At 65.2% G+C, this 18,999-nt stretch carries 17 protein-coding genes; 8 read left to right on the top strand and 9 right to left on the bottom strand.

Annotated elements, in window-relative coordinates; translation table 11 throughout:
• Nucleotides 1-93: 93 nt before the first annotated feature.
• From pedH to pedF, 5 genes are all read right to left on the bottom strand, one after another.
• Complete coding sequence (gene pedH, locus ACIQYU_RS20250; protein WP_063913551.1) at nt 94-1,878, bottom strand: PQQ-dependent alcohol dehydrogenase PedH; 1,785 nt, start codon at nt 1,876-1,878, stop codon at nt 94-96.
• A gap of 385 nt (nt 1,879-2,263) precedes the next feature.
• Nucleotides 2,264-3,187 carry a quinoprotein relay system zinc metallohydrolase 1 gene (locus ACIQYU_RS20255; RefSeq protein WP_207830310.1) on the bottom strand — a complete coding sequence of 308 codons (924 nt, stop codon included), beginning with the start codon at nt 3,185-3,187 and terminating at the stop codon, nt 2,264-2,266.
• A 40-nt stretch (nt 3,188-3,227) separates the two neighbouring features.
• Nucleotides 3,228-3,995 (bottom strand): quinoprotein dehydrogenase-associated SoxYZ-like carrier, encoded by a 768-nt coding sequence (locus ACIQYU_RS20260; protein ID WP_207830313.1) that lies wholly within the window; start codon nt 3,993-3,995, stop codon nt 3,228-3,230.
• A gap of 194 nt (nt 3,996-4,189) precedes the next feature.
• Nucleotides 4,190-5,065 carry a substrate-binding periplasmic protein gene (locus tag ACIQYU_RS20265; RefSeq protein ID WP_402801782.1) on the bottom strand — a complete coding sequence of 292 codons (876 nt, stop codon included), beginning with the start codon at nt 5,063-5,065 and terminating at the stop codon, nt 4,190-4,192.
• Nucleotides 5,066-5,070: 5 nt separating this feature from the next.
• Nucleotides 5,071-5,532: a cytochrome c-550 PedF gene (pedF, locus tag ACIQYU_RS20270; protein ID WP_207830319.1), complete on the bottom strand. Its 462-nt coding sequence runs from the start codon at nt 5,530-5,532 to the stop codon at nt 5,071-5,073.
• 254 nt (nt 5,533-5,786) lie between these two features.
• Here pedF and exaA point away from each other — a divergent pair, with 254 nt between their 5' ends.
• Together exaA and ACIQYU_RS20280 are read left to right on the top strand one after the other, a co-directional pair.
• On the top strand, nt 5,787-7,682 hold the full coding sequence (gene exaA / locus ACIQYU_RS20275; RefSeq protein WP_233694246.1) for a quinoprotein ethanol dehydrogenase: 1,896 nt from the start codon (nt 5,787-5,789) through the stop codon (nt 7,680-7,682).
• Nucleotides 7,683-7,749: 67 nt separating this feature from the next.
• Nucleotides 7,750-8,409 carry a pentapeptide repeat-containing protein gene (locus ACIQYU_RS20280; protein ID WP_233687499.1) on the top strand — a complete coding sequence of 220 codons (660 nt, stop codon included), beginning with the start codon at nt 7,750-7,752 and terminating at the stop codon, nt 8,407-8,409.
• Between the two features lie 142 nt (nt 8,410-8,551).
• On the opposite strand, the gene ACIQYU_RS20285 is transcribed toward ACIQYU_RS20280, so the two are convergent.
• Both ACIQYU_RS20285 and ACIQYU_RS20290 read right to left on the bottom strand, forming a co-directional pair.
• Nucleotides 8,552-9,190 carry a response regulator transcription factor gene (locus ACIQYU_RS20285; RefSeq protein WP_233687500.1) on the bottom strand — a complete coding sequence of 213 codons (639 nt, stop codon included), beginning with the start codon at nt 9,188-9,190 and terminating at the stop codon, nt 8,552-8,554.
• Nucleotides 9,190-10,464, bottom strand: a complete 1,275-nt coding sequence (locus ACIQYU_RS20290; protein ID WP_402801788.1) for a histidine kinase — start codon at nt 10,462-10,464, stop codon at nt 9,190-9,192. The genes ACIQYU_RS20285 and ACIQYU_RS20290 overlap by 1 nt, the downstream gene beginning before the upstream one ends.
• 153 nt (nt 10,465-10,617) lie before the next feature.
• On the opposite strand from ACIQYU_RS20290, the gene ACIQYU_RS20295 reads away from it, so the two are divergent.
• From ACIQYU_RS20295 to ACIQYU_RS20320, 6 genes are all read left to right on the top strand, one after another.
• A complete protein-coding gene (locus tag ACIQYU_RS20295; protein WP_233687501.1) occupies nt 10,618-11,802 on the top strand; it encodes an ABC transporter substrate-binding protein in 1,185 nt (394 codons plus the stop codon).
• A gap of 31 nt (nt 11,803-11,833) precedes the next feature.
• Nucleotides 11,834-12,823: a YVTN family beta-propeller repeat protein gene (locus ACIQYU_RS20300; protein ID WP_233687502.1), complete on the top strand. Its 990-nt coding sequence runs from the start codon at nt 11,834-11,836 to the stop codon at nt 12,821-12,823.
• Complete coding sequence (locus ACIQYU_RS20305; RefSeq protein ID WP_207830341.1) at nt 12,820-13,560, top strand: ABC transporter ATP-binding protein; 741 nt, start codon at nt 12,820-12,822, stop codon at nt 13,558-13,560. Before ACIQYU_RS20300 ends, ACIQYU_RS20305 begins: the two co-directional genes overlap by 4 nt.
• Nucleotides 13,557-14,348: an ABC transporter permease gene (locus ACIQYU_RS20310; RefSeq protein WP_013972167.1), complete on the top strand. Its 792-nt coding sequence runs from the start codon at nt 13,557-13,559 to the stop codon at nt 14,346-14,348. The genes ACIQYU_RS20305 and ACIQYU_RS20310 overlap by 4 nt, the downstream gene beginning before the upstream one ends.
• A 167-nt stretch (nt 14,349-14,515) precedes the next feature.
• On the top strand, nt 14,516-15,076 hold the full coding sequence (locus ACIQYU_RS20315) for a PQQ-dependent catabolism-associated CXXCW motif protein (protein ID WP_402801796.1): 561 nt from the start codon (nt 14,516-14,518) through the stop codon (nt 15,074-15,076).
• 58 nt (nt 15,077-15,134) lie between these two features.
• Complete coding sequence (locus ACIQYU_RS20320; RefSeq protein WP_063913564.1) at nt 15,135-15,800, top strand: response regulator transcription factor; 666 nt, start codon at nt 15,135-15,137, stop codon at nt 15,798-15,800.
• A 106-nt stretch (nt 15,801-15,906) separates the two neighbouring features.
• Here ACIQYU_RS20320 and ACIQYU_RS20325 read toward each other — a convergent pair whose 3' ends face one another.
• Complete coding sequence (locus ACIQYU_RS20325; protein WP_333957818.1) at nt 15,907-17,805, bottom strand: NahK/ErcS family hybrid sensor histidine kinase/response regulator; 1,899 nt, start codon at nt 17,803-17,805, stop codon at nt 15,907-15,909.
• Entirely contained in the window at nt 17,774-18,937 is a 1,164-nt protein-coding gene (gene nosP, locus ACIQYU_RS20330; protein ID WP_241106572.1) for a nitric oxide-sensing protein NosP, read from the bottom strand. The genes ACIQYU_RS20325 and nosP overlap by 32 nt, the downstream gene beginning before the upstream one ends.
• Nucleotides 18,938-18,999 lie beyond the last annotated feature (62 nt).

The following is an 18,999-nucleotide window of genomic DNA, read 5'->3' on the forward strand; positions in this document are numbered from 1 at the left end:
CGGGCGAATGCATCGTTGGCAGCGGGGCTCTCGTCATTTGGTAGTAGGGCCGCTTGCCGCAGGGTCCCTGGCAGCAAGCGGCAGGCTGTCGGCTTAGCGACTGGCGCTTGCCGTTTGCAGTTGCTTGGGCAGCTTGAAGGTCCAGAGCATGCCGCCCTGGTTGAAATCCTTGACCCGCTTGGCCACTTCGCCGCCCCACAGCGGCACCGCACCGCCCCAGCCGGAAACCACCGAAACGTACTGTTCGCCGTCCATTTCCCAGGTGACTGGCGAGCCGAGCACGCCGGAGCCGGTCTGGAACTCCCAGACCTTGTCGCCGGTCTTGGCGTTGAACGCCTGCAGGAAGCCTTCCGGCGTACCGGTGAACACCAGGTTGCCCTTGGTGGTCAGCACTCCGCCCCACAGCGGCGCATAGTTCTTGTGGCGCCACACTTCCTTGCCGCTGACCGGGTCGATGGCGCGCAGCACGCCGATGTAGTCTTCGTTGAGCGGCTTGATGGTGAAGCCGGCGCCGAGGAACGCCGCGCCCTTCTTGTAGGCGATGCCTTCGTTCCAGATGTCCATGCCCCACTCGTTGGAAGGCACGTAGAACAGCCCGGTGTCCTTGTTGTAGGCCATCGGCATCCAGTTCTTGGCACCGAGGAACGCCGGGGCGACGAACACCGAACTGCCCTTGGCCTCGCTACCCGGCGCCCCCGGCCGGCTGGCTTCGTTGTAGATCGGCCGGCCATCCTTGTCCAGGCCGGTGGCCCAGGTGATCTTGTCGACGAAGGGGAAGCCGCGGATGAACTTGCCGTTGGTGCGGTCCAGCACGTAGAAGAAGCCGTTGCGGTCGGCAGTGGCGGCGGCCTTGACCTCTTTGCCGCCGTCCTTGTAGTTGAACGAAATCAGCTCGTTGACGCCGTCGAAGTCCCAGCCGTCATGCGGCGTGCTCTGGAAGTGCCACTTGATGGTGCCATCGTCCGGGTTCAGGGCCAGGCGCGACGAGGAATACAGGTTGTCGCCCGGGCGCAGGTGCGAGTTCCACGGTGCCGGGTTGCCGGTGCCAAACAGGATCAGGTTGGTTTCCGGGTCGTAGTAACCGCCAAGCCATGGCGCCGCACCGCCGGTCTTCCACAGGTCGCCGGGCCAGGTCTTGCCCGCCTCGCCGCCGGAAATGCCATTCTCGATCGCCTTGCCGTCCTTGTACACGTAACCCATGTGCCCTTCCACGGTCGGGCGCATCCACAGCAGTTCGCCGTTTTCCGGGTTGTAGGCCTGGATCTTGCCCACCACGCCAAACTCGCCACCGGCGACGCCAGTGATCAGCTTGCCGTTGACGATCATCGGCGCAGCACTGATGGAGTAGCCTTCCTTGTGGTCGGCCACCTTCTTGCTCCATACCACCTTGCCGGTGTCCTTGTTCAGCGCCACCAGCTTGGCGTCAAGGGTGCCGAAGAACACCAGGTCGCCGTACAGTGCCACGCCGCGGTTGATCACGTCACAGCACGGGCGAATGTCATCGGGCAGGCGCGCATCGTATTGCCACAGCTTCTTGCCGGTACGGGCGTCCACGGCGAACACCCGCGAGTAGGAGCCGGTCAGGTACATCACCCCATCCTTGACCAGCGGCTGGGCCTGCTGGCCGCGCTGCTTCTCGCCACCGAAGGAAAACGCCCAGACCGGCCGCAGGTCCTTGACGTTGTCGGTATTGAGCAGGTTCAGCGGGCTGTAACGTTGGCCCTGCACGCCCAGGCCATTGGTCACGATCTGCTGCGGGTTCTTCGGGTCCTGGAGAATTTCTTCATTGCTGACAGCGGCGTGGGCCGCGCCGGCAAGCAGCATGGCGCTGAGCACCAGGCTCAAGGCGAACACGGGACGACGTGGGGATCGGGTCATGACGGCTACCTTTGGTTTTTTTGTTGTATCCGGGAAAACTTCCCGGTGTGTCGGGAATTCTTGGTCCCGACCTGCTTGCCAACAATTGCCCGCAGTGCGGAGTTTTCTAGTTCCTTGGTATGGGGCTTGGGATTTGGGTTGGTGCGCATATCGAGCGCCGCCCGCGTGGCGCATCGCGAGCAAGCTCGCTCCTACATTTGTTTCGGGCCAATTGATCCTGAGGCAGAGGCGCGCGGTCTCTTGGCGTTCACCTCGATATCGAGAGGGACAAGCAAGGCGGTCGCGCGCGTCGGCGCAGGCGTTACTGGCCCGAAACAGATGTAGGAGCGAGCTTGCTCGCGATGCGCCACGCGGGCGGCGCTCGATCTCGAAGGCGCAGAAAATCTCACGGCAAGCGCCGCAGCTGCTGGCGTTCGTAACGGGGATACAGGTGGCTGACACTGCGAATCAGCTCGTAACGGGTCAGGCTGATACCGGCAAACCGTTCGGGTATCGGGCTGCGGATCATCTCGGCCATGTCGTCGCCACGCGCCGCGCCGTCACGCATCAGCCCATCCAGCCAGCCCAGGTAGTCACGCATCTGGGCAAACGGCCGGGCATCGCTGGCCAGCGGGCCATGCCCGGGTACCAGCTGCTTCCAGGGCAGCGCTTGCAAGGTGTCCAGGTCCTTCAGCCACACCTCCAGCCCCGGGCTGTTGGGCGTGGTCAGCGCGCGCTCGTAAAACACCAGGTCACCGGCGAACAGCACGCCGGTGTTTTCATCCAGAATCGCCAGGTCGGCACCGGTGTGCCCGCCCAGCGCCAGCAGCCGCAGGCGGTGCCCGCCCACCTCATGAATACCCGGCTCCAGCACCCGGGTCGGCAGCACCACCTCGGTCCCGCGCATCCAGTCGCCGACCAGGCGGTACATGTTCTCGGCCATGGCCTCGCCCTGCTGGCGCAACAGCTCGCGGGTACCGGCCAGGGCGCCGATGGGTACATCGGCAAAGGCCTGGTTGCCCAGCACATGGTCAGGGTGATGATGGGTCAGCAGCACTTCGACAACCGGCTTGTCGGTGGTGGCGGCAATGGCCTGGCGCATGGCTTCGCCGTAGCGTTTCGACGGCCCACTGTCGATCACCACCACCCCGCTGTCGGTGACGATGAACGCGGTGTTGACGATATTGCCGCCGTTATCCTTGGCGAAATTGTCGGTGCTGCCCTCCAGCAGCCAGGTGCCCTCGGCGATCTGCCGGGGCTTGAGCCGATAGTCCAGGTCTGCCCAGGCCGGCAGGCCCAGGCACAGCAGCAACAGCAGGATGCAACGCATGACGGGCGCCTCTGGTCAGGGATGAAGTGGGGCAACGCGCTCAGGGCACCGCCGCCTCGAACTGGTTGCCGCTGTTGTCCTGCAACACCAACCGGGTCGGCCCGGGGCCCTGGATGTCGAAGCCCAGGTTGGGGTTTTCGCTGACCGCCGGGTACAGTTCCAGGCTGGCCAGGCGCTGGCCGTCAGCGTCCTGCAGCTCGGCATGGTTGAGGAAGAATTCGGGGATACCACTGACCAGGCCATTGTCCATCGGGTGGGCCACCTGCAGGCGCAGGCGGCTGCTGTCGCCGCGCGGGTAGCGCCCGCCCAGGACTTCGCCAAGGTGCTCCTCCCAGCCGGGCTGAGTGCGTACCACGCTGGGCGCGGTACAACCGCCACCGGCGGCATCGATCAGGGTCGAGCCGACATGCCACAGGCCGTCGCGCGTCAGCACCGCAGCACGCAGTGGCGTGGCCTGCTCGACGCGGATGCGGATCGACAACCAGGGCAGCACCCGCTCGCCGGGCTGGAAGTCGACAATGCGCGGCAGCGGGTTGAGTTCGGCCCAGGCGAGCATCCGCACCACCTCGCCACTGAACGCCCTAGCGTCGATCTCCAGCGGCACCTGGCGTGCGTCTTCGGCAAAGGGTGGCGCCAGCAGCTTGACCCGGTCATCGAAGACGAACGCGGCCTGGCCCAGCAGCTGCTTGTGGTAGAAGTCCCACATTACCGACGGTACCGGATCCTTGTGGTTACTCGGCTCGCTGGCCAGGGCCTGTGCGGCCCAGGGCACCCAGCAGGCCAGCAGGAAAGTCGCTCGCCAGTTCATCGCCCACTCCCATTAATCAACACGGATCTCACTGACTTTGCGCGGTCCCTGTGGGAGCGGGTTCACCCGCGAAGAATGCGACGCGGTATATGGCACCGGCTTCGCCGGTGTTCGCGGCGGTTCGACGCCTCGGTGAACACGCTCACACAGGGAGGATGTGTTGCCTTTAAAAACCCGCAAGCCTGCGCAGCTTGTTACTGGTACATCTCCGGCACCTGGTAACGCAGGCCGTAACTGGCATAAATCGCCTTCATCCGCCCATCACGAATCAGCGCCTCAAGCGCCTCCTCCACCGCATAGGCCAGCTGCCGGTTGCTTTCATGCACCGCCATGCCGATCTCCCAGGCCTGCTTGCCAAGGTTCGGGTAGGCGTTTTCCGCCAGTGCCAGTTGCGGGTCGGCGGCCTGGTGCAATTGCCAGTCAACCTCGCCGCGCATCGCCATCACCGCGTCTACCTGGCCGGCCTGCATGGCACCGAAGGCCTGCTGCACATTGGGGTAATGATGGGTTTTGGCACTCAGCATGCCGTTGAACACAGAAGTCAGGTAGAACGACGGCACGCTGTCCACCTCGACCCCGATCGGGTGCTGCCGGAACACCGCGACACTGGCCACCGAGGGCAGGCGGCGGCGATCGTAGGCGACCTGCCAGCGCTCCTCCTGATAGGGGCCGAACATCACCACCTGGGCGTTTTCCAACTCGCCCACCTCATTGCGCCTTTGCGCGTAGGCGTGGTCGTATGGCACGCGCATCATCAGGTCGGCCAGTTGCTGGTGACGCAGCGGGCTGCCGCGCCAGATGTAGTCGCGCAGATCGTCGTCGAGCTTTTCCCCCGGTGGCGCCCAGACCAGCTGCAAACGCACCCCCAACGCCGTGGCCAGGGCCTGCGCCAGTTCCACGTCGACACCGCGTGGCTGGCCGTGGTCCTCGAAGCTGTAGGGCGCGAAGTCCTTGTACACCGCCACCTTCAGTTCACCGGAGGCGATGATCGCGTCATAGCTGCGCACCTGTGCCTGCGCCGCCGCGCAACACAGCAGCAGGGTACTGAACAGCACCGCCAACAGGCGCATGGCCGTCACTCCTCGACGTGCACGCTGTCCAGGTAGGTGCGCACCGCCCACAGGGCTTCCTGGCTCAGGTAGTCGGCCATCTTCGGCATGTACACCCGGCCGTCGCGGACGGCGCCGTGGCGTACCCGCTCGACGAACCATTCATCCCCGGCCTCGCCGGCATCGAGCATGCGCAAATCCGGGGCGATACCGCCAGACTTGGCCTCCAGGCCATGGCAGGCGGCGCAGTTCTGGTTGTAGGCCGAGGCGCCGATTTCCACCGCCTTGTCGTGCTCGGGAGAGCTGCGGTACGGGTTGACCGCCGCCCAGCCATCGCCATCCAGGGCTACGCCGGCGTCCTTGATCGGGGTCAGGCCCTGGGTTTCCACGGCCTGGGGCACCACATTGCCATGTGCCCAGGCCGTGCCGGTCAGCACTGCACTGGCAAGCAGCCCGGCAGCCAGCAAGACGTTGCGTTTTGTTGTCATTCTTATGCCCTCACGATTGCACGCAAGGCCTCAACCACAGAGGCCGTGCCGCCATCTTAGAAACAGCCCGCAGGCGGCCGAATGCTGCTTTGGTGGCCGGGCCTTAATCCCTTGGTAGTAGGGCTTGTGGCGAAGGGCCAAATGAGGTGCCCCGCGGGAACTATTCCCGGCAAGGGCGGGACTTTTTCCGTATCCCGCAACGTCCGCCCCGCCCCACCCTGTGCAGGCCAAAACTTCCACTGGGAACTGCAACCATGACAACAAGAACGCTACCCGCCCTTTCCCCTCTGGCCCTGAGCGTGCGGGCCTTGCTGCTGGTCGGTAGCCTGGCCCTGAGCAACGCGGCCACGGCGGCCACCGCCCCAGCAGCACCTGCCAGCAAGAACGTGACCTGGGAAGACATCGCCAACGACCACCTGACCACCCAGGACGTGCTGCAGTACGGCATGGGCACCAACGCCCAGCGCTGGAGCCCGCTGGCCCAGGTCAATGACCAGAACGTGTTCAAGCTGACCCCGGCCTGGTCCTATTCCTTCGGCGACGAGAAGCAGCGCGGCCAGGAATCCCAGGCCATCGTCAGCGACGGCGTGGTCTACGTCACCGGCTCCTACTCGCGGGTGTTCGCCCTCGATGCCAAAACCGGCAAGCGCCTTTGGACCTACAACCACCGCCTGCCGGACAACATTCGCCCCTGCTGCGACGTGGTCAATCGCGGCGCGGCGATCTACGGCGACAAGATCTACTTCGGCACCCTGGACGCGCGGGTCATCGCCCTCGACAAGCGCACCGGCAAGGTGGTGTGGAACAAGAAGTTCGGCGACCACAGTGCCGGCTACACCATGACCGGCGCCCCGGTGCTGATCAAGGACAAGACCAGCGGCAAGGTGCTGCTGATCCACGGCAGCTCCGGCGATGAATTCGGCGTGGTCGGCCAACTGTTCGCCCGCGACCCGGAAACCGGCGAAGAAGTGTGGATGCGGCCCTTCGTCGAAGGCCACATGGGCCGCCTGAACGGCAAGGACAGCACCCCGACCGGTGACGTCAAAGCACCGTCCTGGCCGGACGACCCCACCACCGAAACCGGTAAGGTCGAAGCCTGGAGCCATGGCGGTGGCGCCCCTTGGCAAAGCGCCAGTTTCGACCCCGAGACCAATACCATCATTGTCGGCGCGGGCAACCCCGGCCCCTGGAACACCTGGGCGCGCACCTCGAAGGATGGCAACCCGCAGGACTTCGACAGCCTGTATACCTCAGGGCAGGTCGGTGTCGACCCGAGTACCGGCGAGGTGAAGTGGTTCTACCAGCACACGCCCAATGATGCCTGGGATTTCTCCGGCAACAACGAGCTGGTGCTGTTCGACTACAAGGACAAGGATGGCAAGCAGGTCAAGGCCACCGCCCACGCCGACCGCAACGGTTTCTTCTATGTGGTGGACCGTAGCAACGGCAAACTGCAGAACGCCTTCCCCTTCGTAGACAACATCACCTGGGCCAGCCACATCGACCTCAAGACCGGGCGCCCGGTGGAGAACCCCGGGCAGCGCCCGGCCAAACCGCTGCCGGGCGAAACCAAGGGCAAGCCGGTGGAGGTCTCGCCACCGTTCCTTGGCGGCAAGAACTGGAACCCCATGGCCTACAGCCAGGACACCGGCCTGTTCTACATCCCCGGCAACCAGTGGAAGGAGGAGTACTGGACCGAGGAAGTGAACTACAAGAAGGGTTCGGCCTACCTGGGCATGGGCTTCCGCATCAAGCGCATGTATGACGATCACGTCGGCACCCTCCGCGCCATGGACCCGACCACCGGCAAGCTGGTGTGGGAGCACAAGGAGCACCTGCCGCTGTGGGCCGGCGTGCTGGCGACCAAGGGCAACCTGGTGTTCACCGGCACCGGCGACGGTTTCTTCAAGGCCTTCGACGCCAAAACGGGCAAGGAGCTGTGGAAGTTCCAGACCGGCAGCGGCATCGTCTCGCCGCCGATCACCTGGGAGCAGGACGGCGAGCAGTACATCGGCGTGACCGTGGGCTACGGCGGTGCGGTGCCGCTGTGGGGCGGCGACATGGCCGAGCTGACCAAGCCGGTAGCCCAGGGCGGTTCGTTCTGGGTGTTCAAGATCCCCAGCTGGGACAACAAGACTGCACAGCGTTGACCTGCAGCGGGGAGCGGGCCTGCGCCCCTCCCCGCTTCTGCCTTTCTCCTGCCAGGAGCCTTTCACCATGAACTACCTGCCACTTGCCTTGCTGATCGTGCTATCCCCTGCCATGGCCGACAATGCCGACGACGCTGGCACCGATACCCCCCTGACCATCAATGGTTGCGTGATTGCCGAAGCCAGCCAGTGCCCGGGGGCCGACCTGCGTGGCGCCAACCTGGCCAACCAGGACCTGCGCAAGATGAACCTGGCCGGCGCCGACCTGCGCGATGCCGACCTGCGCCATGCCCGGCTGGACCTGGCCAACCTGGAAAAGGCACGCCTGCAGGGCGCCAATCTGACCCGCGCCAGCCTGCAGCAGAGCAACCTGCGCCTGGCCGACCTGAGCCATGGCCGGCTGGTGGCGATTCAGGGCTGGGGCCTGTTTGCCCAGGGTGCGCAATTTGCCAAGGCCGACCTCAGCGCGGCCTACCTGCAGTTCGCCAGGTTGTCAGGGGCGAAGATGCACCAGGCCAACCTGCGGGCGGCGGACCTGGAAATGGCCTGGCTGAGCAAGGCTGACCTGCAAGGGGCCGACCTTGGCGATGCCAACCTGCAGGAGGCCAAGTTCGGCCAGAGCAACCTGGCCCGCGCCGACTTGCGTGGGGCGCGGCAGCATTACGGGAATTTTCAGGAGGCCAACATGGAAGGATGCAAGGGGTGCCCTGAGACCTGGGACAATTGAGCGCTGCCATTTTTGCAACCGCTCGGTTACCTGTGGGAGCGGGCTCGCCCGCGAAGCAGCCTACGCGGTGTCTGGCACCGGCTTCGCCGGTGTTCGCGGGCATGCCCGCTGCCACAGGGTCCGGACCCGACCCATAAAGACCTCACCCCGCCACCCGCACCACCCCCAGATCAATCCCCAGGTGCACCAGCTCGGCATGGGAGCTGACCTGCAACTTGCTCTTGAGCACGGTCAGGTGGTTGGACACGGTCTTGGCGCTGATGCACAGCTGCTCGGCAATCCCCCGCACCGGTGTACCCTTGGCCAGCATCACGAAAATCTCCAGCTCACGCTGGGTCATGCGCTGCAGGCGCGGGTCACTGGCGTTCTGCTGTGAGGTACAGGCCAGCTGGGTGGCCAAAGGCTGTTCGATATAGGCATGCCCGGCCAACACCCGCTGCACCGCCTCGATCAGCACTTCGGGTGCCGAGTTCTTGGTCAGGTAACCCGAGGCCCCCGCGTCCAGTGCCTGGCGCACCAGCGGCAGCTCGTCATGCATGCTGAAGAACAGTACCCGCAGCTGCGGCAGGCGCTGACGCAGGCGCCGGGTGGTTTCCAGGCCGCTGATGCCTGGCAGGCCAAAGTCCATTATCACCAGGTTGGGCACTTGCTCCTGAACCCGGGCCAGCGCCTCTTCGCCACTGGCAGCCTCACGCACCTGTATTGTCGGCAGCACCGCCCGCAGCAGGCTGGCATAGCCCTGGCGGACCACGGCGTGGTCATCGACCAATACGATATTCATCACACCTCCATAGGAATGTTCAGGGCCAGCGCCCAGCCGGCACCCGGGCGGCTGAGGATGCGCAGTTCACCGCCCAGGCTGCGGGCGCGCTCGGCCATCGAGTGCAGGCCTACCCCGGGGCGCTGGGGCTGGCTCGCGCCACAACCGTTGTCGCGAACCAGCAGGCGCAAGCCCTTGGCGCTGCGTTGCAGGCGCACCCGCACCTGGCTGGCGCCGGCGTGCCGGGCGACGTTGGTCAACGCCTCCTGCAGCAAGCGATACAAATGCGTGCGGCTCGCCCCGGGCAGCACCGGCAGCTGCTCGCCGACCCGCAGGCGGCATTCGATACCCTGGCTGGCCTGCCATTGGCTCACCAGCAGGCCAAAGGCTTCGGCCAGCGGCATGTGTTGCAACGCCAGCGGATACAGGTCGTGTACCAAGGCGCGAAAACCCTGCTGCAGGCGTTCGCAATCGAGCTCCAGGGCACGTGTCGTCTGCGCCACCATGGTGGGCTGGTCGGCCACCATGCGCAGCAGGCAGAGTTGGGCGCGAATACCCGCCAGGTATTGCCCAAGGTCGTCGTGCAGGGTCTGCGCCAGCTGAGTGCGCTCCTGCTCCTGCACCGCCAGCAGGGCCTGGGTCAGTTGGGTATTGTCGGCCCGGGCCTGCTCCAGAGACGCGGTCATGCGGTTGAAGTGCTCCGCCAGCTGGCGCGCCTCCGGCAGGCCGGCCTCGCGCAGGCGAGTGGTCAATTGGCCGCCCGAGACCTGGCGCAAGGCCTGCAGCAGATCGTCCAGCAAGCCCATGCCCCGCCGCACCGCCCAGCGGATGGTCAACAAGCTCAGCAACAACGCCAGGCCGCACAGGACCAACAGCTGCTGCAGGGAGTCGCGGACCTCGTCGATTTCATCCCGGGCATCCACGGCGATCACTACCCGGCGGCCGTCACCCAGTTCCAGCAGCCGGCTGCTGCCGTGGCGCTGGCCAAGCAGTTGGCGGCCCAGCCAGGCATCCAGGCCGGCCTCTTGCGGCAGCCGCGCTGCCTCTTCCGCCGCCAGCCAGTGCACCCGCACATGGCGCAGGCTTTGCGTCAGCCGTGGTTGCAGGCGCTGCGGGTCGCGCTCGGCGGTGTCGCCGAGGTACGCCACTACGGCCTCGGCCGACTGCAACTCCCGCTCCACATCAGCCACCGCCTGATGCAACAGCACCCCGGCACAAGCCAGCGTCACCAGCGCGAAGCAACACGTGACCCAGAGGTTGATCCGCCACAGGGCCGACAGGTTGACAAGGCGCATGGGCGGTTCTCCTCCGAGGGTGCTGCGGCCCATCGTAAAACCCGGGCCCGCGTGGCGAATTACTACCTTGGTACCGGCCGTGCGCTACTTTCTGCATATTTCCCCCTCCCGGCGGGCTTCCTATGCTGGCGCCATCTGCCGTGGAGTTGCTTTATGCGCCAGCCTGCCCACCTTGCCCTGACCTGCCTGCTGGCCCTGGCCGCGACGCTGCCGGCGCCCCCCGCACAGGCCAAGGTCGCTGAACCGCTGCAGGTGCGTATCGGCTACCTGGGCTATCGCCCCGATCCCGGCCCGCTGCTGTCCAACATCATCCCCGAGCCCGCCGATGCCGGGCTGCAGGGCGCCGAACTGGCCATTGTCGACAGCAACAGCAGCGGGCGCTTTCTCAAACAGGAATTCCAACTGGCCAAGGCCAGCGTCGACAGCCCCGAAGCCCTGCTGCAAGCCGCCAAGGCCCAGCATGACCAGGGCCTGCGACTGTTCGTGGTAAATGCCCCCGCCGCCAGCCTGCGCGAGCTGTCGGCCGCCCTGCCCGACAGCCTGCTGTTCAACGCCGGCAGCCCGGACGACAGCCTGCGCAGCAGCCAGTGCCTGGGCAATGTGCTGCACAGCCTGCCCGGCCGCGCCATGCTGGCCGATGCCCTGGCGCAGTTCCTGGTGCTGCGCAAGTGGCAGCGGGCGCTGTTGATCGTCGGCCAGACCGACGACGACCGGGCTTACGCGGCGGCCCTGCGCCGCTCCATGAAACGCTTTGGCATGCAGCTGGTGGCGGAGAAAGCCTGGACATTCGACAACGACCAGCGTCGCAGCGCCCAGGCCGACATGCCGCTGTTCACGCAAACCGCCGAGTACGACGTGGTGCTGGTGGCCGACGAACGCGGCGACTTCGGCGAGTACCTGCCCTACCAGACCTGGTACCCGCGCCCGGTGGCCGGCACTCAGGGCCTGACCCCCACCGGCTGGCACAAGACCGTGGAAACCTTCGGCGCGGCGCAGTTGCAAAAGCGCTTCGAAGCCCAGGCCGGGCGCTGGATGAACGACCGTGACTTCGCCGCCTGGATGGCCGTGCGCAGCGTCGCCAGCGCAGTGAACAAACTGCGCCAGGCCGAGCCCCGTGCCCTGCAGCAACTGCTGCTCAGCGAGCAGTTGCCGCTGGACGGTTTCAAGGGCCGCAAGCTCAGCTACCGCCCGTGGAACGGCGAGCTGCGCCAACCGATCCCGCTGGTACAACCGCGGGCCCTGGTCAGCACCTCGCCGCAGGAGGGCTTCCTGCACCCGTTCAACGAAATGGACAGCCTGGGCTACGACAAGCCCGAAGTGACCTGCGGCTACCCCTGACCCGATAACCACAACAAAAAAGGATTTCGCCATGCGCCGCTCCCCGTTTCACCGGGCACTGCTTTACCCAAGCCTGCTGTCGGGCGCCCTGGCCCTTGCCGGCGGGCACGCCGTGGCCGCCACTGCCTGGGTGTCGAACGAGAAGGACAACAGCCTCAGCCTGATCGACATGCACACTCTGCAAGTCACCGAGACCCTGCCGGTGGGCCAGCGCCCGCGCGGCCTGCTGCTGTCCCACGACAACACGCTGCTGTACATCTGCGCCAGCGATTCGGACCGGGTGCAGGTGATGGACGTGGCCACCCGCAAGATCATCAAGGAACTGCCCTCCGGCAAGGACCCCGAGCAGTTCGCCCTGCACCCCAACGACCGCTGGCTGTACGTGTCCAACGAGGACGACGCGCTGGTGACGGTGATCGATACCCAGACCGACAAGGTGCTCGGGCAGATCGACGTCGGCATCGAGCCCGAAGGCATGGCGGTGAGCCCGGATGGCAAGTGGGCGGTCAACACCAGCGAGACCACCAACATGCTGCACTGGATCGATACCAGCACCCAGACCCTGGCGCAAAGCACCCCGGTGGACCAGCGGCCGCGCTTCGTCGAGTTCAGCCAGGACGGCTCGCGACTGTGGGCCTCGGCGGAAATCGGCGGCACGGTGACCATCCTCGATGTGGCCAGCCGCCAGGTGCTGAAAACCCTCAACTTCCAGATCAAGGGCGTGCACCCGGACAAGGTCCAGCCGGTGGGCATCAAGCTCAGCGCCGATGGCAAGTACGCATTCGTCGCCCTGGGCCCGGCCAACCATGTAGCAGTGGTCGACGCCAACACCTACGAAGTACTCGACTACCTGCTGGTGGGCCGGCGGGTCTGGCAGCTGGCGTTCACCCCGGACCAGAGCCAGTTGCTGGCCACCAACGGGGTCAGCGGCGACGTTTCGGTGATCGATGCAAAAAACCTCAAGGTGCTCAAGTCGGTGAAGGTCGGCCGCTACCCCTGGGGCGTGGTGGTGACGCCATGAATACCCTCGAAGTCAGTGACGTGAGCTTTGCCTACGGCCAGCGCGAGGCGCTCAGGCAGGTCGGCTTCAGCCTGGCGCCCGGGCGCTTCGCCGCCTTGCTGGGGCCCAACGGTGCCGGCAAGTCGACCTTGATCGCCCTGCTCACCCGGCTGTACGACCTGCAGCATGGCGACATCCGCGTGTGCGGCTGCTCGCTGCGCAACGCGGCGCGCCCGGCCTTGCGCCAGCTGGGCGTGGTGTTCCAGCAAAGCACCCTGGACCTGGACCTGAGCGTGGAGCAGAACCTGCGCTACCACGCTTCGCTACATGGCCTGTCGCGGCGCCAGGGCACTATTCGGGTCGATGCCGAACTGGCCCGCCAGGGCCTCGATGAGCGGCGGCGTGAGCCGGTTCGGGCGCTGAACATCGGCCATCGGCGCCGGGTGGAGATTGCCCGCGCGCTGCTGCATGAACCGCGCTTGCTGTTGCTCGACGAGGCCAGCGTCGGCCTTGACCCGGCCAGCCGCCTGGCGCTCAACCAGCACCTGCGGCTGCTGTGCCGCGAGCAGCGCCTCAGTGTGCTGTGGACCACCCATTTGCTGGACGAAGTGCAGCCCAGCGACGACCTGCTGATTCTGCATCAGGGGCGCCTGGTGGCCAGCGGCACGGCCGATGCCCTGAGCCTGGAGCACGGCGGTGACCTCGACCATGCCTTTGCCCGCCTGACCAGCGCCCCCACAGGAGTCAATGCCCGATGAACGCTTACTGGCAGTGCTTCAACGGCATTCTCCTGCGCGAATGCCTGCGTTTCGTCTTGCAGCGCACACGCTTCCTCAGCGCCCTGGTGCGCCCGTTGCTGTGGTTGCTGGTGTTCGCCGCCGGCTTTCGCGCGGCCCTGGGCATTGCGATCATCGAGCCCTACGACACCTACATTCCCTACGAGGTGTACATCATCCCGGGCCTTGCCTGCATGATCCTGCTGTTCAACGGCATGCAGGGCTCGTTGTCGATGGTCTATGACCGGGAGATGGGCAGCATGCGCGTGCTGCTGACCAGCCCATTGCCGCGGCCATTCCTGCTCGGCAGCAAGCTGCTGGCGACCTCGTTGATTTCCCTGCTGCAGGTATACGCCTTCCTCGCCATCGCCTGGTTGTATGGCGTGCAACCACCGGCTGCGGGTCTGTTGCTGGCGCTGCCGGCGTTGTTGCTGGTGGCACTGATGCTCAGCGCCCTGGGGCTGTTGCTGTCGAATGCGATTCGCCAGCTGGAGAACTTTGCCGGGGTGATGAACTTCGTGATATTCCCGCTGTTCTTCCTGTCCTCGGCGCTGTACCCGTTGTGGAAGATGCGCGAGGCCAGCCAGTGGCTGTATTGGCTGTGCGCCGTGAACCCGTTCACCCATGCCGTGGAACTGGTGCGCTTTGCCTTGTATGAACGCTTCAACCCGCTGGCGCTGGCGGTATGCCTGGGGCTGACCGTGTTGTTCACCCTGCTGGCGATCCTCACCTTCAACCCCCAGCATGCGGCGCTGCGCAAGCCGCGCTGAGCGGCAGCGATCCCTTGCTTAGCGCGAACCCTGCGGGCGCGCCCGCTCCCACTGGGTTGCGCGCACGGCCATCTACTACTTTAGTACTGCCTTTGCTGTCTGATCGTCGCATTCACAATGCCCCGCCACTGGCATGTAATGGGCCTATAACAAAAAGGATAAACCCCATGCCAAGTGCCCTGCCCCGGCTGCCACGCCCATTGCTGGCGGCGCTTTCGCTGAGCCTGACGCTGGGCATAGCCCAGGCCGACAGCACACCGCTGTTTTCCGCCGAGGGCTATCGCACTACCCTCTACCGCAGCCCGACCCCACAGCAGGTCGAAGGCGGCCAGGTCATCGACACCGCCACGCTGCAAAACCTGCTGGGGCACACCCCAAAGCCGGTGCTGATCGACGTCTATCGCCGCCAATGGCTGCAGGGCCGCTTCATCGAAGATGAACCCCACACCAACATCCCCGGCAGCCGCTGGCTGGCCAACACCGGCGACGGCGAGCTGAGCCCAGCGTGGCACGATTACTTCGTGCGCAACCTGCAAAAAGCCACCGCCGGGCGCACGGAGCAACCGCTGGTCTTTTACTGCCGCTCCGATTGCTGGTTGAGCTGGAACGCGGTAAAACGCGCAAAAGCCCTGGGCTATAAGAATCTGTATTGGTATCGCGACGGCCTGGACGCCTGGCAGCAAGCCAACCTGCCACTGCAACCGGCACAGCCGGAACCCTTCCCCTGAGTTCATTGCCTGCGAACGCGTGCCCCGCTCCATCCAATAAAAACGAGGTGAAAAGGCCATGTACAAAATTCTGATTGCCGACGATCACCCCCTGTTTCGCGAAGCCATCCACAACGTTATCAGCGATGGTTTCCAGGGCAGCGAAGTCATGGAAACTGCCGACCTGGACAGTGCCCTGGCGCTGACCCACGAGCACGACGACCTCGACCTGATCCTGCTCGACCTGAACATGCCCGGCATGCATGGCCTCAATGGCCTGATCACCCTGCGCAACGAGGCACCGACCACGCCGGTGGTGATCGTTTCGGCCGAGCAGGAAAAGCAGATCGTGCTGCAGGCCATCACCTACGGTGCGGTGGGTTTCATCACCAAGTCCTCGCCACGCTCACAGATGATCGAAGCGATCGAGCAGATCCTCAACGGCAATGTCTACCTACCGCCCGATATCATCCGCGCTCAGAAAAGCAGCACCAGCCGGCGCCTGAGCGATGCCCCGAGCTTCCCGCCGGAGATGCTCCAGGCCTTGACCCGCAAGCAGTTGCTGGTGCTCGAGCGCATGACCAAGGGCGAATCGAACAAGCAGATCGCCTACACCCTGGATATCGCCGAGACCACGGTCAAGGCCCACGTTTCGGCGATCCTGCGCAAACTCAACGTGCACAACCGGGTGCAGGCCATCCTCAGTGCCGGTGATATCGATTTCGGTGATTACCTGCGCCGCTGACCTGTTCCGGCCTCTTCGCGGGCTTGCCCGCTCCCACAGGTATTGCGCAACACTGAAAACTGCGGGAACCCTGTGGGAGCGGGCAAGCCCGCGAATAGGCCGGCGGCTATGCCACGCTGCTGCCCAGTAAATGGCTCATCGCCGCCTTCAGCTTCATCGGCCGCACCGGCTTGTGCATCAGGGTGTGGCCCAGCTCGCGGATCTGTTGCTTGAGCTCGTTGCTGTAGTTGGCGGTGATCATCATCGCCGGTAGCGGCTGGGCGCGGCGGGCATTGATCCGCGCCACGGCATCGACGCCATTGCAGTCGTTGTCCAGGTGATAGTCGGCGATCAGCAGGTCGGCTTCGGCATGGTAGTTGTCCACCTGGCGCGCCAGGTCCTCCTCCGACAGTGCGGTGACCACCTGGCAGCCCCACCCCTCCAGCAGGGTGCGCATGCCGGCACAAATCGCCGCATCGTTATCCAGCACCCACACCCGCGCCCCGCGCAGGCGTTCGAGCATCGGCTCGCTGATCGCCAGGCTCGGCTGGGCCTTGGGCGCGGTGGTGCTCAGCGGCACTTCGACCGCGAATACCGAGCCTTTGCCCAGCCATGAGCGCACCCGAATCCGGTGGCCGAGGATGCCAGCGATCTTTTCCACGATCGCCAGGCCCAGGCCCAACCCGCGGTCCTGGTCCGGGCGCTGCACATCGCCGCGCCTGAACTCCTGGAACATTTCTTCCAGGTGCTCCTCGGCAATACCGATTCCGCTGTCCCACACTTCGATCCGCAGGCCGCCACGCTGGCGCCGGCAACCCAGTACCACGCGCCCGCTGGGGGTGTAGCGAATGGCATTGCTGAGCAGGTTGCGCAGGATCCGCGCCAGCAGCTGGATGTCGCTGCGCACCACGGCAGAGCAACCCACGAAATGCAGCTCAAGCCCTTCGCTGCGCGCCACCTGGGCATATTCGGCAGCGAGGTTGTCCATCAGTTCGCGCAGGGCGAACGGGGCGACATCGGCCTTGATTACCCCGGCATCGAGCTTGGAAATGTCCACCAGGGTACCTAGCAGGTTCTCCACATCCTCCAGGGAGTTGCTGACATTACGTACCAGATGAGCACTGTTCTGCAGCTCGCGGTGTTCGAGCAAGGCACTGGTGAACAGCCGCGCCGCGTTCAGCGGTTGCAGCAGGTCATGGCTGACGGCAGCAAGGAATTTGGTTTTCGACAGGTTGGCCTGCTCGGCCTCGCGCTTGGCCTCGCGCAGGCGCGATTCCACCCGGCTGCGCTCTTCGATTTCGCGCAGCAACTGCTCGTTGAGGCTGGTCAGCTCGGCAGTGCGCTCGCGTACCCGTTGCTCCAGATGCTGATAGGCCTGGTGCAGCGCCTGTGCGGTATTACGGCGCTCGGTGATGTCGCGGATCAACACGAAGATGCCCACCACTTCACCGTTGGCCAGGCGGTTCGGCACATAGGAGCGCAGCATGTAGCGTTCCTGGCCGTTGATGTTGGTCTCGGCAAACTCGAAGGTGACGCTCTCCCCCGCCAGCGCCCGTGTCACATAGGCCTCCAGGCGCTGGTAATGCTGTTCGCTGTGGGCCTCGCGCAGGCTCTGGCCCAGCATCACGCCGCGGGGCCAGCAGTACCATTCTTCGTAGACCTTGTTGGTGAATTCGTAGACCAGGTCGGCATTCAGGTAGGCGATCAGCGCCGGCACATGGTCGGTGATCAGGCGAATCTGGTGCTGGTGGGCAGTCTCGGCCCGCTGCCGGGCCTCGCTGAGCAGGCGGTTGACGGCCTTGAGCTCGGCCATGGCCTGGTTCAGCGCTTCGGTGCGTTCGCGCACCTGTTCGGCCAGCACCACCGAATGCTGGAACGCGGCGTAAGGGTCATTGCCACGCGTTACGCCGGACTCGATGCGTTCTATCAGCGCGCCGTTGATGCGCTGCAGCTTGTGGTTCTGGTGCTGCAGCCGGGCGACCTCGGCCTGCAGTTCAGCGACCGACAGGAGGCCGGTTGCGGGCAATGGCGACCCCGGTGAAGGTCTGGTTGATGTGCATGCCATTGAACTGTTCTCCATAGGTGTTGAAGCCGATCACCCGCTGCTCGCGCAGGAACGCGCCGATCGGCTCCAGGCCGTGATGGGCTTGCAACTCCAGCCGCCGCAGGAAGCAATCGCAACCGATGGTCAGCAGCAGCGGGCCGAGGCGTTGCTGCAAGCCGTCGAACAACTGCTGCAGGTTCGGTAACAACGGGCCTGGGGTCATGGCGGTGAGCACGATGCCGTTTTCCACCGCGCAGTAGAAACTCAGGCTCAGGTCCGGGTGCACCTGCTGGATCGCCCGCACGTAATACTGGTCGTGGATGCGCACGGCCAGCGGATGGGCGGCGAACACCCGGTGGTCGAGCTCGTCCACCGGCACGCCGATGTGCCGGGCGTACTCCTCGGCAGCAGGCTCGGCATTCAGTTCGAAGACCCGTCGCTGGGCACTGTCGGCACCGGTGACCACCAGCTTTTCCTGGCGCGGCAGGATGTGGTGGGTGGTGAATACTTCGAAGTCGAGCCAGGTGTTGACCAGCACCACCACCGCCGCGCCGTGGTGGAACGCGCCACCGAAATACACGTGGGTGCGGGTCAGGTAGTTGTCGTCGCCGGCCGACCCACCGAAATGCGGGATGTCGCCCAGGGCCGCACTGAGGGCAGCGAGCACCATCTCCTCACGGCTGGACAAGCCATCGAGCAGGGTCAGGGCAAAGCTGTGGCCCTTGATCGGTGCCAGGGTATTGCTGCGGCAGGTGCCAACCAGGCGCTCGACCATCTGCTGGGCGTCGATCAGGCTGAAGCGCTCCATTTCATCGATCAGCTCGGTGGCGATGGAAAAGTGCCGATGGTCGAACCCTACCGCCGTTATGCAATTGCGGCCGTAGCCCAGCGGGGTGATTTCACCGGCGCTGGTGCAACCGACCAGGCGGATACCACCAAAGCCCTGCTCCAGGGCCTCGCCCAGGGCTTGCAGGTCGTATTCGGCAGAGCAGAAGAACAGCACGAAGCCCAGGTGCGGGTGCAGCAACTGCGCCGCCAGCTCCTGGGCTGCCAGCCGGGCGTCGGTTGCCTGGGACATGGCGCTGACCACACCGTCGTTGTGAGCCTGCTGCATCGTGGTCTCCGGCGCGGGGTGGCTGAGGGTTCAGTGTACGAAGGTGGGTACCGGGGACGAAT

It is taken from the genome of Pseudomonas sp. NPDC096925 (assembly GCF_044762545.1).
GTDB lineage: Bacteria > Pseudomonadota > Gammaproteobacteria > Pseudomonadales > Pseudomonadaceae > Aquipseudomonas.

Bases quoted from the DNA above. Each gene is read 5' to 3' on its own strand.
- pedH (WP_063913551.1), bottom strand. From the start codon at position 1,878: ATGACCCGATCCCCACGTCGTCCCGTGTTCGCCTTGAGCCTGGTGCTC.
- ACIQYU_RS20290 (WP_402801788.1), bottom strand. From the start codon at position 10,464: ATGCGCCTTGTCAACCTGTCGGCCCTGTGGCGGATCAACCTCTGGGTC.
- nosP (WP_241106572.1), bottom strand. From the start codon at position 18,937: ATGCAGCAGGCTCACAACGACGGTGTGGTCAGCGCCATGTCCCAGGCA.
- ACIQYU_RS20285 (WP_233687500.1), bottom strand. From the start codon at position 9,190: ATGAATATCGTATTGGTCGATGACCACGCCGTGGTCCGCCAGGGCTAT.
- ACIQYU_RS20265 (WP_402801782.1), bottom strand. From the start codon at position 5,065: ATGCGCCTGTTGGCGGTGCTGTTCAGTACCCTGCTGCTGTGTTGCGCG.
- ACIQYU_RS20260 (WP_207830313.1), bottom strand. From the start codon at position 3,995: ATGAACTGGCGAGCGACTTTCCTGCTGGCCTGCTGGGTGCCCTGGGCC.
- ACIQYU_RS20310 (WP_013972167.1), top strand. From the start codon at position 13,557: ATGAACGCTTACTGGCAGTGCTTCAACGGCATTCTCCTGCGCGAATGC.
- pedF (WP_207830319.1), bottom strand. From the start codon at position 5,532: ATGACAACAAAACGCAACGTCTTGCTGGCTGCCGGGCTGCTTGCCAGT.
- exaA (WP_233694246.1), top strand. From the start codon at position 5,787: ATGACAACAAGAACGCTACCCGCCCTTTCCCCTCTGGCCCTGAGCGTG.
- ACIQYU_RS20320 (WP_063913564.1), top strand. From the start codon at position 15,135: ATGTACAAAATTCTGATTGCCGACGATCACCCCCTGTTTCGCGAAGCC.
- ACIQYU_RS20295 (WP_233687501.1), top strand. From the start codon at position 10,618: ATGCGCCAGCCTGCCCACCTTGCCCTGACCTGCCTGCTGGCCCTGGCC.
- ACIQYU_RS20305 (WP_207830341.1), top strand. From the start codon at position 12,820: ATGAATACCCTCGAAGTCAGTGACGTGAGCTTTGCCTACGGCCAGCGC.
- ACIQYU_RS20300 (WP_233687502.1), top strand. From the start codon at position 11,834: ATGCGCCGCTCCCCGTTTCACCGGGCACTGCTTTACCCAAGCCTGCTG.
- ACIQYU_RS20280 (WP_233687499.1), top strand. From the start codon at position 7,750: ATGAACTACCTGCCACTTGCCTTGCTGATCGTGCTATCCCCTGCCATG.
- ACIQYU_RS20315 (WP_402801796.1), top strand. From the start codon at position 14,516: ATGCCAAGTGCCCTGCCCCGGCTGCCACGCCCATTGCTGGCGGCGCTT.
- ACIQYU_RS20255 (WP_207830310.1), bottom strand. From the start codon at position 3,187: ATGCGTTGCATCCTGCTGTTGCTGCTGTGCCTGGGCCTGCCGGCCTGG.